This window comes from Methylobacterium terricola, from assembly GCF_006151805.1.
Classification (GTDB): domain Bacteria; phylum Pseudomonadota; class Alphaproteobacteria; order Rhizobiales; family Beijerinckiaceae; genus Methylobacterium; species Methylobacterium terricola.
On sequence record NZ_VDDA01000001.1, the window covers coordinates 499,794 to 514,379 of the forward strand.

A 14,586-nucleotide genomic window follows, 5' to 3' on the forward strand; every position below is an offset into this window, starting at 1 on the left:
CGCCGCGCCCGTCCGAGATCGCGTAGGTGAAGCCGGCCGCGCCCGTGTAGTTGGCGGTCGGCGTGAAGGTGATGGTGGAGTTGGTGGTGTTGAGCGCGACGGTGCCGTTGGTGGCGCCGCTCACACCGGTCACCGTCAGGGTGTCGCCGTTCGGATCGGTGTCGTTGGCCAGCAGCGTCGCGGTCGAGAAGGTGACGGCGGTGTCTCTCGTCACCGCCGGGCCGGTATCGTTGACGGCGGTCGGGGCCTGGTTGGCGGCGGCGGCGCCCGGATTGAAGACGACGTCGACCCAGTAATTGGTGTTCTGGTAGGTGCTGGTCGGGAACAGGCTCGATCCGCCATAGGCGTAGACGCCGTTGCCGGAGGACGGCGCGGTGAGCGGCCCGCTCGTCACCGCACTGGAGAAGCCGTTCGCCGTCGTCGAGTAGTGACCGGTATTGGTGTGGTAGGACGCCGTGTAGGTCGCCCCGGCGGTCAGCGCCACCGGGTTCGAGAAGGTGGCGGTCTGCCAGCCGCTCGCCGTCTCGTTGGTGAAGGTCGCGGTCGCCAGCACCTGGCCGGTGCTCGACCACAGCGTCCCGGTATGGGTGCCGGTATTCTGGCTGCCCTTGTAGAACTTGATCGCGCTCACCGTGCCGGCGCTCGAGGCCTGGAACTTCACCCCGAGCTCGACCGCGGCGCCGTCGCTGGTATTGGCGACCGCCGGGCTCGCCGAGGACGGGAACAGGCTGACCGGGGCGGTGCCCGGGGCCGAGACGGTGAGGGCCACGCTGGCCGAAGCGGTGCCGCCGCGCCCGTCCGAGATCGCGTAGGTGAAGCCGGCCGGGCCGGTATAGCCGGTGGTCGGCGTGAAGGTGACGGTGGCGTTCTGGACGTTGAGGGAGACGGTGCCGTTGGTGGCACCGCTCACGCTCGTCACCGTCAAGGGATCGCCGTTCGGGTCGGTGTCGTTGGCGAGAAGCATCGAGGTCTGGATGACCGTCGAGGCGTTCTGGGTGACCGAAAGGCCGCTGTCGTTGACGGCACTCGGCGCCTGGTTCGCCGTCGTGGCGCCGGGGTTGAACAGCACGTCGACCCAGAAATTGGTGTTGTTGAAGGTGCTGGTCGGGAACTGGCTCGAGGTGCCGTAGGCGTAGACGCCGTTCTGGCCGCCGGCCGCGCTGAGCGGGCCGCTGGTCACGGTGCCGTCGAAGTAGCCGACGTCGCTCGAGTAATGCCCGAGCGTCGAATAGTAGGACGCCGTGTAGGTCGCGCCCGCGGTGATCGGGACCGGGTTCGAGAAGGTCGCGGTCTGCCAGCCGTCCGAGGTCTCGTTGGTGAAGGTCGTGGTGGCGAGCTTCTGCCCGGTGCTCGACCACAGCGTCCCGACATGGACGCCGCGGTCGAGGGAGCTCTTGTAGAAGCGGATGCCGCTGATCGTGCCGGCGCTGGAGCTCTGGAACTTGACGCCGAGCTCGACCGGGGTGCTGTCGACGGTGTTGGTGACGGTGGGCTTGGCCGAGCCCGGGAACAGCGTCAGCGACGGCGGCGCCGTCACCGTCAGGCTGCGCCCGGCCGAGGGCGCCTCCAGGTTGACGCTGTCGTCGGTCGCCCGGGTGCGGATCTGGTAGGTCCCGGCAACCTGCGGCGCGAAGGTGTAGCTCCAGGTCTCGTCGCCCGTCGCCGCGCGCCAGGTGACGCCGTTATCGGTCGAGACCTCGACGCCCGCGACCACGCCGCCGCCGGCATCCGCCGCGGTGCCGGTGATCGTGACGGGGGTAAAGGCCGCCACGCTGGAGCCCGTGGTCGGCGTGGAGATCGTCGAGGTCGGCGCGGTGTGGTCGGTCGAGGCGGTGGCGGCCGTCAGGTTCGGGTCGAGGGTCTGGGGCTGCACGCCCATATCGGCGAGCAGGTTGACCATCGCCTGCTGGATCCGAGGATCGGTCGGCGTCTCCTCGTTGTCGTGGTTGGCCGACAGGCCCCAGGACCAGTAGACGGTGCCGGCGCCGAAGACGAGGGCGCCGCTCGGGGCGCGGTAGAGGGTCAGGCTGTGGGTCGCCGTGCCCTTGCCGGTGGTGTTGCCGTAATCCTGGAGGTAGGTCGTCTCGTCCAACGTGGTCGAGGACAGCCGCACCAGCCCGGCCGGGGCCGAGGCGTTGTCGGGCGCCTCGTCCCACTCGTAGCCGAGATAGTTCTTGTTGAGCGAGGCGGTCTGGCCCGGCTGGAGATTGGCGACGCTGGTGTTGCGCCAGAAGCGCTGGTCGGCATCGGCGTACGGCACCGTGATCGTGTCGAGCACGTAGGCATCGACCTGGAACATCGTGCCGGTGAGGGCATTCTCGGGATCGTTGTTGCCCACCGTGCCGGAGGGCCCGCGGGGATCGCGGAACGTGCCGGTCCACTGGTTGGTCGGGTCGAGGTTCTGGGTCGCGCCCCAGGTCTCCTTGTACGACACCAGCGTCCGGTACGGCGTGGCGTCGCTGCTCATGCTGTTGGAAAACCGCGTGCGCCAGTAGACCTCATTGCCGCTCCAGAACGCCATGTTGACGCCGGCGTCGCGGGCCGCCTCGACGTTGTCGCGCTGCGCGCCCGACCAATACTCGTCGTGGCCGACATCCAGGTACATCTTGTGGTTCTTGAGCAAGCTGCCGTAGCGGTCGGCATCGACGCCCGACATGTACGACACGTCGTAGCCGTTCTGCTCCAGCCACATGATCGCCGGGAACTCGGCGCCGTAGATGTAGTCCTGGGGACCGGCCGCGAGGCCGCCGCCCCGGGTGGTGATCGGCCGGTTGTAGCTCACCGCGTAGGCGCGCCCGGCGCCCTGGCCGGTGGCCGGGCCGTTGCCACCGTAGAAGTTGGCCCCGCCCCAGGGATTGTAGGCCTGCCAGGTCTGGTCGGAGGTCTGGAAGATGATGTCGCTGTGGCTCGAATCGTCCCGGACGATGAATGGGATCTCGTTCTCGCCCGCCGTGCCGTCCTGGCGCGTCAGCTTGGCGATGTAGACGCCCGAGACCGCGTCCGCCGGCACGCTCCACGACGCCGAGACCGACCAGTTGCCGGCATCGACCATCCCGGTCGCGGCGTCGCGCAACGGATTCGGCTGGTTCTGCACCCCGGTATGCTGGATCGTGTCGATCTTGCGCGCACCGAGGCCGCCGTAATAGCCGAGCCGGTAGATGTCGATCCGGTAGTTGTTCGAATCCGTGTTGATCTTGAAGCTGACGGTCTTGCCGACATTCGTGCTGATGTCGGTGGCGAAGCCCTCGATGTTGTCGTCGCCGGCGCCGTCGATGCCCCACTCGCTGACCGGGTTGCCGATCTTCTGGTTCTCGAGGACGATCTTGTTGCTGGTCGAGGCGGTGGCGGTGCCGGAGGCCGTCAGCGAGTTGGCGGTCGGGGAATTGGCGGACCCCGCATTCGCGGGCTTGGAGGTCGCCACGGCAGAGGTGATCGGGCCGCTCAACCGGGGGATCTGGGTCTTGGACGGCCCGGCCGCCGCCGTCTCCGCTCCGCCGGGCAGGGTCGTGACGGCGCCCATCGGCGCGCCGCTGCCGTAGCCGGGCAGCTGCCCGTTCGAGGACAGGATATTGCTCGCCCCCAGTTCGAGGATCCGGGACGGGCAGTTCACGTAGCCGCAGGTGCCGCAGCAGAACGCGACATTCGCCGCCGCCGCCGCCGAGCCCGGGGCCACCGCGAGATCCTTCAGGGTCGGGGCCGGCGCGGCCGTATCGGGCGTGCCGCTCGAACCGGCCGGTGCCGCGACCAGGGCCGCGACCTTGCTGCCCGCACCCGCCTCGTCCGCCGACGCACCCGCGCCGGTCCCCGAGGACGATGCATTGCCGCCGGTCTGAACGGGATTGAGCACCGGATCGACGGTCATCTCATCCGAATAGAGCATGGCATCTGCTTTCGACAGGAAGGATTCGCGGTGAGCGGCACTGTCACATTGGAAGCTGAATTCTGAAAGGAGCCTTAGGCCGGCTGCGTACGCAGCCTTTCGGTGGAGGCGAAAACTGTCGCCTACACCTTTCGGCGGTGTTTCATGATTGATCGAGTCGAGCGTTGAGTCGGCGACAGACCGGAGCGCCGCCGAGGCCTGCGCCGCATCGTCGAAAGCGGTCGTCACAAGTCGTACTAGGTCGAGGATCCGGCGTGAGCGTCGCAGCGCCAGTCGCTCCCGCCGCACCGATTGCCGGGTGTCGGGCGCTCGTCTGGGGCCTGAGGCCGCGCCCTGTAATCGTTCGGCGGCTCGCGCGAGCGCAAGGCTCGCCCAACTCACTCGCGTCCGGCCGCCGTCCCATTCTGGGACGATCATTCATCTTGCGGACGGCGCCTGCATCGAGCTGTGCGACAGCTCTCAGGATCGATGCGCTCGCCATCAATACGGCCGCGTTGCTGCAATGCATCGAAGACGCGAGAGTTGTCGTCGCCGATCTCTTGCCATCGCGACAGCCGGGGCTCGCACGCGCTCGCTCTCCTTCGCCGAATCTTGCACAGAAGAGCCGGCGAATCGCTGCCCGGTTGCTGCATGTCGGCGAATTATTTGGTACAATATCCGTAAGTCTGCAATCCTTAACACAGGCTTGACGGTGCAATATTGCTGCTTATTGTCTGTCTCGCGGATCGGATCAGGCCCAGGGCGGGCCGTGATCTTGTCGTGATGCCGCCTTCATGCCGCCGCGTCCTGCGGTCCGGCTGCCTTTTCACAGAACCGGAAATGATACATGGCTTATGAAACGGTCGCGCAACCCTTTGCGCCGAGCAGCATCTGGAACACCCCGATCGGGTCGAACGCCCAGTTCCAGGCCGCTTCCGGAGCCCAGACCGCGTCCATTCAGCATCAGGCCGGCGTGAACACCTGGATCGGCCAGGACGCCATTCCGATCTTCCAGGCCAAATCGACCGACCCGATGGCGACCTGGACCTACGAGAGCCGGGCGACCAACTCCGACTGGACCTTCGGCAACACCTCGTCGATGAACGGCTCGTTCCAGATGCGGACGCCGGCCGACGTGCAGTTCAAGACCGGCGACGGCTGGGCGATCATCGTCTCCGAGGACGGCCAGCACTACATCGAGACCTGGCTCGGCGGGAAGACCGGCACCAACAGCTACCACGCCTCCTACGTCGCCGAGAACACCGTGACGGGCGACGGCATCGCCAACGTGCCGGGCGCGCATGAGGGCATCCGCGCCGCCGGCATGTCGCTGATGGGCGGCCTGGTGCAGAAGTCGGACCTCGACTCGCTCGAGATCGACCACGCGGTCGCGATGGCGATCTCGACGACGCAGGCCGGCTCCGCCAAGTCCCCGTATGTCTGGCCGGCGACCACCGCCGACGGCTTCAGCGGCAGCTATTCCGGCTCGATCCCGATGGGCTCGCTGTTCGCGATCCCGAAGGACGTCGACCTGACCAAGATCGGCATCGCCACGCCCGAGGGCATGGCGCTGGCCAAGGCCTACCAGAACTACGGCGGCTACGTCACCGACACCTCCGGCCCGAACACCCTGCAGCTCGCCTATCTCGAGCAGGGCGTGAAGCAGAGCCAGGTCGACAACCTGTTCAAGGATATGGGCGCCATCCGCGCGCATCTCGAACTGGTGACGAACAACACCGCCGCGACCCCGGCCGGCGGCGGCGACCACGCGGTGCCGAGCACACCCGTCACCACGCCGCCGGTGACGACCACCCCGTCCACCGGCGGCACGGCGCAGCCGAGCGTCAGCCTCGGCAGCGGCTCCGACCAGCTGCTCCTGAAGATCAGCCAGGACGCCCTCTGGGGCGACGCCAAGTACACGATCTCGGTCGACGGCAAGCAGATCGGCGGCGTCCAGACCGCGCATGCCGCCCACGGCTCCGGGTCGGACCTGATCTCGGTGCGTGGCGACTGGGGCCAGGGCGACCACGACGTGGCGGTCAACTTCCTCAACGACGTCTGGGGCGGCGCCGGCCGCGGCGACCGCAACCTCTACGTCGACAGCGCCACCTATCACGGCCAGGACGTCTCGGGCGCCCATCTCAGCCTGCAGAGCAACGGCGCCCAGCACTTCACCTTCCACGACTACCTCGTCTGAGGCGCGCGACGCTCCCGCCCGCCGGTCCCCGTACCGGCGGGCGGGAGCCCTGCGCGTCCTCTCCTCCACCTCCACGACGCGCCGCCGCCGCCGGCCCGGGTTCGTTCCGGCCGGCGGTCGCCGCGCGCCGCCCGACGGAGCCCGAACCCCGTGACATCCCTCGATCGCCCGCTCTCGCGTGCCGGGCACGTCCGCGCCGTCATCCGTACGGCCCTGCGCCCCGTCCTCGGCCGGTCGCGCGCCGCTTCCGCCCCCGCCGCCGAGCCCTCCCCCGGCGAGGGCTTGCGTCACGACGCGCTCACCGCCTTCGGCCTCGCCCCGTCCCGGGCTGCCTCGGCCCCGCCGATCGTGGCGGCCCTGGCGCAGCTGCGCCACGTGGTGCTGGGCGTCGCGGTGCTCAGCGGCGCCGTGAACCTGCTGGCGCTCGCCGGCTCGTTCTACATGCTCGAAGTCTACGACCGGGTGATCCCGAGCCGCAGCGTGCCGACCCTGGTGGGCCTCAGCCTGATCGTGCTGGTGCTCTATCTCGGCCAGGGCTACTTCGACCTGATCCGCTCGCGCCTGCTGCTGCGGGGGGGCAAAGCCTTCGACGAGGCCTTGAGCCGGCGGGTGTTCCGCGCCGTCGTCACCCTGCCGCTGCGCGGGCGGCCCGAGGCGGACGGCCTGCGGCCGATGCGCGACCTCGACCAGATCCGCGGCGCGCTTGCCGGCGGGGGACCCGGCGCGCTGTTCGACCTGCCGTGGATCCCGGTCTATCTCGCCCTGCTCTTCGCCTTCCACGTCTGGATCGGGCTCACCGCGCTCCTCGGCGCCCTGGCGTTGATCGGGCTGACGGTGCTGGCCGAGATCCTGACCCGCCACCACGCCCGGGACGCCCGCGAGGCGGGGGCCGCCCGCGGCTTCGTCGCCGAGGCGAGCCGGCGCAACGCCGAGACCGTGCGGGCGATGGGCATGGAGCCCGACCTCGCCGGCATCTGGACCCGGGCGAGCGCCGCCTCGCAGGCCACCCAGGAGCGCACCGCCGAGATCACCGGGGCGATCCACAACGCCTCGAAGGTGCTGCGGGTGGTGCTGCAATCGGCGGTGCTCGGCGTCGGCGCCTTCCTGGTGATCCGCCAGGAGGCGACCGCCGGCGTCATCATCGCCGGCTCGATCCTGAGCGCCCGGGCGCTGGCGCCGATCGACCAGGCGATCGGCTACTGGAAGACCTTCGCCGCGGCCCGCGAGTGCTGGCGCCATCTCGGCGCGGCGCTCGCCGCCGCCGGCGACGAGCCGGAGGGCCTGGCCCTGCCGGCCCCGCGCGACGGGCTCACCGTCGAGCAGGCGAGCGTCGGCCCGCCCGGGAGCCAGCGCCTCACCGCCCTCGACGTCGGCCTGACGCTGAAGGCGGGGCAGGGGCTCGGCATCGTCGGCCACAGCGCGTCCGGCAAGTCGTCCCTCGCCCGGCTGCTGGTCGGGATCTGGCTGCCGGCGCGGGGCGCGGTGCGCCTCGACGGCGCCCGCCTCGACCAGTGGCGTCCGCAGGATCTCGGGCGGCATGTCGGCTACCTGCCGCAGGAGGTCGAGCTGTTTCCCGGCACGGTGGCGGCCAACATCGCCCGCTTCCGGCCCGAGGCGGAGGCCGAGGGGATCATCGCGGCGGCCAAGGCCGCCCGGGTCCACGACCTGATCCTGGCCCTGCCCGAGGGCTACCAGACGCAGATCGGCGAGCGCGGCGCGCTGCTCTCGGCCGGCCAGCGCCAGCGCCTGGCGCTCGCCCGCGCGCTTTATGGCGATCCCTTCCTGGTTGTGCTCGACGAGCCGAACTCCAACCTCGATCAGGAGGGCGAGGCGGCGCTGACCGAGGCGATCGCCGGGGTGCGGGCACGCGGCGGCATCGTCGTGGTGGTCGCCCACCGGCCGAGCGCGCTGGCAGCGCTCGATCAGGTGATGGTGATGGCCCAGGGCCGCGTTCAGGCCCTCGGCCCGCGCGACGAGATCCTGCCCACCCTCAACCGGCCCCGGGCGATGCCGGGGATGCAGGCCGGCTCGGCGCGCTTTGCGCCCGGCTTCGCCCTCAAGGTCGCCCAGGGAGGGCGCGCGTGATGAGCCCGATCAGCCCCGAGACCCAGGCTTCGATCCGCCGCCACCTGCTCGCCGGCACGATCGGCGGCGCGCTCCTTTTCGTCGGGGCCGGCGGCTGGGCCGCGCTCGCCGAATTTTCCGGCGCCGTCGTGACCGCCGGCTCGCTGGTGGTCGAATCCGACGTCAAGAAGGTGCAGCACCCGACCGGCGGCGTCGTCGGAGAATTGCGGGTGAAGAACGGCGACCGGGTCGCCGCGGGTGACGTGCTCCTGCGCCTCGACGAGACGGTGCTGCAGGCCAACCTCGCCATCGTCACCCGCTCGATCGACGAATCGACCGCGCGCCGGGCCCGGCTCGAGGCCGAGCGCGACGGCGCCGCCGATGTGACCTTCCCGCCCGGGCTGACGGCGCGGGCCGCCGATCCGGTGGTGGCTGGGCTGATCCAGGGCGAGCGCCGGCTGTTCCAGACCCGGGGAAGCGCCCGCGAGGGACAGAAGTCCCAGCTCGCCGAGCGGGTCGGCCAGCTCGACGAGCAGATCCGCGGCCTCGACGAGCAGATCGCCGCCAAGGTCCGGGAGATCGTCCTGATCGAGCGCGAGCTCGGCGGGGTGCGCGACCTGTGGGAGAAGAAGCTGGTGCCGATCCAGCGGGTGAGCGCGCTCGAACGCGACCTCGCCCGGCTCGAGGGCGAGAAGGGGACGCTGGTCTCGACCATTGCCCAGGTCCGCGGGCGCATCACCGAGACGCGGCTGCAGATCCTGCAGATCGACCAGGATCTGCGCACCGAGGTCGGCAAGGAGCTGGCCGAGATCCGCAGCAAGATGTCGGAATATGCCGAGCGGCGCATCACCGCCGAGGACCAGCTGAAGCGCGTCGAGATCCGGGCGCCGCAGGACGGGCTGGTCCACCAGCTCGCCGTCCACACCGTCGGCGGCGTCGTGGCGCCGGGCGCCGAGATCATGCAGGTCGTGCCGACCGCCGATCACCTGACCGTCGAGGCGAAGCTCGCGCCGCAGGACATCGATCAGGTCCATATCGGGCAGGTGGCGTCCCTGCGGTTCTCGGCCTTCAACCAGCGCACCACGCCGACGATCAGCGGCGCGGTATCGCGGATCTCGCCGGACCTGACGATCGATCCGCGCACCGGACAGGGTTCCTACACCACCCGCGTCGCCGTGCCGGAGGCCGAACTCAGGCGCCTCGGTGCGGTCCGGCTCACCCCCGGCATGCCGGTCGAGGCCTTCATCCAGACCCAGTCGCGCACGGTGCTGAGCTACTTCACCAAGCCGCTCGCCGATCAGATCGCCCGGGCATTCCGGGAGAAGTGAGCGGGCGGGGACCGTCCCGTCGGGACGGCCCCCGCGATGTTCCGTCAGCCACCGATGGCGCCGGAGGCGCCGACCACGGCCACCACCAGCCCGCAGGCCAGGACACCGATCATCGCATAGGTGATGGTCTTCAGCATCGCAGGTTCTCGTTGTGCTGGAAGGGACAGTACCTGCCACTGGCAAGCCAGGGGCCAGATCGCGGCCGGCGGCAGGCGGCTCCTGGGTAAAACGGCGAACGCAGCGGAAGGTTCATCGCAGCGCACAAACCCGGGGCCTCCGATTGAGACGGGGGCGTCGGAATGTGCGCCGGCGCACGCCGGTGTTCCGCTCGGACTGGAGCCTGGAACGAAGCGGGTCGGCGCCCCCCCGAGGGGGTGGCCTACGACGCAGGACGGCAGAGGGGCCGCCGCTTCCGGAACGGACTGGCCCGGTTCGACGAGCGCCGCCTGGAGGAGCGCCGCACGGCCCCTCTCGGCGGAACTTCGTCCCGCTGCGCTCGCCACCCTCCCCCGCAGAAGGGGGGAGGGGTCAGGCGCGGGCCTTCGCGGGTGCAGGCTTCGGGTGAGTTCCTACGCCGCCTCGCGCGACAGCTTGATCGTCTCGCGCTGGATCAGGTCGCGGTAGAACCCATCGAGGTGCACGAGCCGGTCGGGCGAGCCGTCCTGGATCACCTGGCCGCCGTCGAGGACGACGATCCGGTCGAAATCCTTCAGGGTCGAGAGCCGGTGCGCGATCGCGATCGTGGTGCGGCCCTTCATCAGGTTGCCGAGCGCCTCGCGGATCGCCTCCTCCGACTCGGTGTCGAGGGCGGACGTCGCCTCGTCGAGGAGCAGGATCGGCGAGTTCTTCAGGATCGCCCGAGCCACCGCGATGCGCTGGCGCTGGCCGCCCGAGAGCTTCACGCCGCGGTCGCCCACGATCGTGTCGAAGCCGCCCGGCAGGTCGTTGATGAAGTCGGTGCAGCGGGCGGCGGCGGCGGCGGCCCACACTTCCTCGTCGGTGGCCTCGGGCCGGCCGTAGCGGATGTTCTCGCGCAAGGAGCGGTGGAACAGCGAGATGTCCTGCGGCACCACCGTGATCGCCTCGCGGAGGCTCTCCTGGGTCACGCGGCCGATATCCTGGCCGTCGATCAGGATGCGGCCGTTCTGCGGGTCGTAGAAGCGCTGCAGCAGGGTGAACAGGGTCGACTTGCCGCCGCCGGAGCGGCCGACGAGGCCGACGCGCTGGCCGGGCTGGATGTCGAGGTCGAAGCTGCCGAACACCTCGCGGCCGTCGGGATAGTTGAACTTGACCTTCTCGAAGGTGATGCGCGCACCCTCGCCGACCAGGGGCTTCGCCTCGGGGTGGTCGCGCAGGTCGTGCGGCTGCAGCAGCGTGCGCAGGGCCTCCGACAGGCGGGCGGTATGCTGGGTGACGTCGACCAGCGCCACCGCGAGGTCGCGGGTCGCGGCCAGGATGGTGATGCCGAGGGTGCAGACCAGCACCACCTGGCCGGCGGTGGCGGCGCCCGCCTGCCACATCTTGATCGCCCAGAACAGCAGGCCCAGCACCGCCACGACGGTGATCAGGGCGTGCATGATGCGCAGGCGCTCGAGGTAGAGGAGCGAGCGGCTGCGCGCCTTCATCTCGGTGCCGATGGTCTGGTCGAAGCGGGCGAACTCGCGCTTGTAGGCCGAGAAGGCCCGCACCAGCGGCATGTTGCTGACGAGATCGACCATCTCGCCGTCGACGGAGGCCGCCTTCTCGGCGAAGTCGTGGTGCAGCGGCTTGCCGGCGGCGGCGATGCGGAACATCAGCACCACCACGCCGCCGCAGATCACGAGCAGGCCGAGCGCCATCGGCACGCTGACGCTGCCGACGTAGAGAATGGCGCCGAACGCCGCCGCGCAGGGCGGCATGACGTTCCAGACGAACATGTTCTCGGCGGTGAAGATCGCGTTCGAGGTCGCCGTGATGCGGCTCGCCAGCGTGCCGGGCTGCCGGTCGGCGAAGTAGGACGGCGAGTGGCCGGTCAGGTGCTGGAACAGGTCGCGCCGGACATCGCCGGTGACCTTCACGAAGGTGAAGCTGGCGATCAGGCTCGCCACCCGCCACAGCATGTTGTCGGCTGCGATGAAGCAGATCAGCACGGTCAGCGCCGGCCAGATCAGGGTATTGTTCTCGGGGCCCTTGCCGAGGGCGTCGACGACGCCCTTCAGGCCGTACTGGGTGCTGACCGAGCAGGCCACGGCGCCGAGCACCGCGACCAGGATGGCCGCGTGGGGCACGATGCGGCCGCGCAGGTAACGGGCCACGAAGGCCCAGGGCCGGTTGGCGTACGCGCAGAGGTCATCCATCGTGGCGATCGATCCCGGTTCTTCGCACGCGTGCGGCCCACGGTCGGGAGAGGGACGGGATGCAAGAACCCCGCCGCATCCTCTCCGCATGATCCCGCAGGCCCCACCCGCTACTCGCAACGCGCAAGCGTCACCTTATGTTTCAGGCGAACGGTTCAGTCCGTCGTGTAATCCGCCGTTCCTGAACGGGAGTTGAGCGGCGCTGCACCGCACACGGCTTTCCCGGGACCGCTCCGCCCTCCGGCCATCCTCACGCCTCCCGCGGCCGCCGGGTCTCGGGCATGATGACCGCCACGAGGACGAGCGCCGCGAAGGCGACCGCGGCGAGGCCCAGGAAGGCGGCGTGGGAGCCGAAATGGTCGGCCATGTAGCCGGACAGGGTGGTGCTGGCGGCGGCGCCCAAGCCCATCGCGGTGCCGACCGCCCCGAGCGCCATGTTGAAGCGGCCGGTGCCGCGGGTGCAATCGGCGACGATCAGCGGCACCATCACGCCGAGCACCGCCGCCGAGATGCCGTCGAAGACCTGCACCGCCACCAGCAGCTCGGGCGCGTCGGTGTAGGCGAAGAGCAGGCCGCGGATCGGCAGGGCGGCGAAGCCGATGATGAGCAGCGGGCGCCGGCCATAGGCCTGGGCGGCGCGGCCGACCGCCGGCGCGATCAGCGCCATCACCATCTGCGGGGCCATGATGCAGGCGGCGATCAGGATGGTGGCGGTCTGGCTCGCCCGCACCGTGAGCACGCTGCCGACGAGCGGCAGCATCGCCGCGTTGGCGACGAAGAACAGGGTGATGCAGGCGGCAAAGCACAGGAGTGCCCGGTTAGTGAGCAGCAGCTTCAGGCTGGCCCAGCCGCCCGGCGCCTCGCCGCCGTCGGGTCCTTGCGGCCGCACCACGTCGATCTCGCTCGCCCGCACGCAGTACAGGGCGGCGAGCGTCGGCAGCGCCAGGGCGGCGGTGACGTAGAACACCGCCTCGCTCGACAGGTAGTAGCCGCAGGCGCCCATGCCGGCGGCGGCGAGCGCGTTGCCGATCGAGGAGAAGCGGGCGTTGCGTCCGAGGCGCTCGCCGAGGCCGGCATGGCCGACGAGGCCGAGGCTGATCGCGGCGATCGCCGGCGTGAGGGTGCAGCTCGCGATCGAGTGCGCCGCCATCGAGAGCGCCACGACCAGGAAGGTCGGGAACAGGGCGAGGCCGGCCGCGGAGGCGCCGATGACCGCGACCGACAGGGCGGCGACGAAGCGCTTCGAGGTCACCCAGTCGACGAAGGCGCCACCGGGCACCTGCCCGAACAGGCTGAACAGCCCGCCGATGGTGAGCACCAGCCCGATATCGGACTGGGTCCAGCTCTGCGAGGTGAAGTAGACCGCCACGAACGGGCCGAAGCCCGTCTGCAGGTTGGCGACGAAGAACGTGAACGCGTCGAGGCCGCGGGTGCTGGCGAGCGAGGGTGCCGGCTTCTCCCGCCGCCGTCCCGTCGCCGCGCCGGCCCGGTCCCGCAGCCCGTCGCGGGCCGGATCCGGGCGGGGATCCGGCCGTGCCTCGGCGCGAGGGACGTCCCGGTCGCGATGGGCGAGGGAGCGGCGATAGGCCTGGCGCGGTCGCGTCATTTGTCCGGCGGGTTGCGCGCCGCGGACTGGTCGGCGTCGGGCGCCGGAGCCGGGGGCGAGGCGGGAGCGGCGGGCGCCGGCACGGAGGCCGCGGGTGCGGGCTGAGCGGGCGCAGAGTTGGTTTGGGCAGGCGCCGGTTGGGCAGGCGCCGCTTGCCCCGGCGCCGTCTGGGGCGGAGCCGCGGCCTGGCTCGGCGCCGCCGGGGCGGGGGCCGGACCGGCAGGCCCGAGCACCACGATCGGGTCGCCCGGCTTGTACTCGGGCGAGACCCGCACCTGGTTGCGGTTGAGCTGCAGCACCGCGCGGCCCGGCTTGTTGTCGGCCGAGAAGTGCAGGGCGCGCCAGTCGACCGCGATCTTGCGCGAGCCGACGCCGAGGAAGCCGCCGAAATCGATGATCGCGGCCCGGGGGCGGCCGTCCTTGTCGACGATGATGTCGATGATCCGGCCCATGTCCTCGCCGGCGGCGCTGCGCACCGGCTTGCCGAGGACGCCGTCGTAATCCTGGGTGTCGAGGACGGTCGCCGGGGTGCCGGGCGGGGTCGCCGGGGCCTGCGCGGCGGGCGCCGGCGTGGGAGCCGGGCTCGACGGGGCGGCCTGGCTCGCGGGAGGCGCGGGTTGGGCGGCCGGGCCTTGCGCCGCCGGCGGGGCGGCGGGCTGCGGGGCCGGCGCCGTCGGCGCGGGGATCGCTGCCGGCGGCTTCCCGGATTCCGCGGGCGCCGAGCCCTGCTGCGCCTGCACCGCCGTCACGGCGGAGAGCGCGGCGAAGGCCGTCAGGATCGTCCGCAGGGTTCCGGTCAAGCGGGTCTCTCGCAGGGTCGCACGACGTGTCCCACGGGCAACCGCGGCGGGAGCCGCGGGTTCCGGGAGCGTGCGTCCCCGCTGGAGGAGGAACGCGGCGAAGGTGTGGGGGCGGGGCGGCAGGGGCAGCCGGGCGGGCGCGTCACCGCCGCGGTCGAGCCGTCGAGCAGACATCGTGGGCCTCCGGGGCAGGCCTGTCGGCCCGCCCGAGCATCGGTCGTCGGGTTGTCGCGGCGGGTGCGCCGCGCCGGGCGGGTTTCGGGGGCCCGCGCCGCGGAAGGCGCACAGTGCGGTGCACCGGGCGAGGTTGTCCAGGCGGGTTCCCGGTCTCCCGGCGCTTTCCCGGGGAGTGTTGTTCCGCAATACGGGCGGGTGGCGGTGCCCGGTGCCCCACGC

General features: G+C 71.0%; 7 protein-coding genes. 3 read left to right on the top strand and 4 right to left on the bottom strand.

Annotated features, from left to right (window positions below; translation table 11 throughout):
- Nucleotides 1-3,880 (bottom strand): DUF4082 domain-containing protein (locus tag FF100_RS02225; RefSeq protein ID WP_246101875.1); only part of this gene is annotated, 3,880 nt, incomplete at its 3' end.
- Between the two features lie 826 nt (nt 3,881-4,706).
- Between FF100_RS02225 and FF100_RS02230 the strand changes: the two genes are divergently transcribed.
- The 3 genes from FF100_RS02230 (at nt 4,707) to FF100_RS02240 (ending at nt 9,448) form a co-directional block, all read left to right on the top strand.
- A complete protein-coding gene (locus FF100_RS02230; protein ID WP_139033919.1) occupies nt 4,707-6,056 on the top strand; it encodes a carbohydrate-binding domain-containing protein in 1,350 nt (449 codons plus the stop codon).
- Between the two features lie 150 nt (nt 6,057-6,206).
- Nucleotides 6,207-8,141, top strand: a complete 1,935-nt coding sequence (locus FF100_RS02235) for a type I secretion system permease/ATPase (protein ID WP_246101876.1) — start codon at nt 6,207-6,209, stop codon at nt 8,139-8,141.
- Nucleotides 8,141-9,448, top strand: a complete 1,308-nt coding sequence (locus FF100_RS02240) for an HlyD family type I secretion periplasmic adaptor subunit (protein WP_139033920.1) — start codon at nt 8,141-8,143, stop codon at nt 9,446-9,448. Before FF100_RS02235 ends, FF100_RS02240 begins: the two co-directional genes overlap by 1 nt.
- A gap of 569 nt (nt 9,449-10,017) precedes the next feature.
- Here FF100_RS02240 and FF100_RS02245 read toward each other — a convergent pair.
- The 3 genes from FF100_RS02245 to FF100_RS02255 all read right to left on the bottom strand — a co-directional run bounded on the left by FF100_RS02245 (nt 10,018) and on the right by FF100_RS02255 (nt 14,190).
- Nucleotides 10,018-11,784, bottom strand: a complete 1,767-nt coding sequence (locus tag FF100_RS02245; protein ID WP_139033921.1) for an ABC transporter ATP-binding protein — start codon at nt 11,782-11,784, stop codon at nt 10,018-10,020.
- A 250-nt stretch (nt 11,785-12,034) separates the two neighbouring features.
- A complete protein-coding gene (locus FF100_RS02250; RefSeq protein WP_139033922.1) occupies nt 12,035-13,390 on the bottom strand; it encodes an MFS transporter in 1,356 nt (451 codons plus the stop codon).
- A complete protein-coding gene (locus tag FF100_RS02255) occupies nt 13,387-14,190 on the bottom strand; it encodes a PRC-barrel domain-containing protein (RefSeq protein WP_246101877.1) in 804 nt (267 codons plus the stop codon). The genes FF100_RS02250 and FF100_RS02255 overlap by 4 nt, the downstream gene beginning before the upstream one ends.
- Between the last annotated feature and the right edge of the window lie 396 nt (nt 14,191-14,586).

Bases quoted from the DNA above. Each gene is read 5' to 3' on its own strand.
- FF100_RS02230 (WP_139033919.1), top strand. From the start codon at position 4,707: ATGGCTTATGAAACGGTCGCGCAACCCTTTGCGCCGAGCAGCATCTGG.
- FF100_RS02240 (WP_139033920.1), top strand. From the start codon at position 8,141: ATGAGCCCGATCAGCCCCGAGACCCAGGCTTCGATCCGCCGCCACCTG.
- FF100_RS02245 (WP_139033921.1), bottom strand. From the start codon at position 11,784: ATGGATGACCTCTGCGCGTACGCCAACCGGCCCTGGGCCTTCGTGGCC.
- FF100_RS02250 (WP_139033922.1), bottom strand. From the start codon at position 13,390: ATGACGCGACCGCGCCAGGCCTATCGCCGCTCCCTCGCCCATCGCGAC.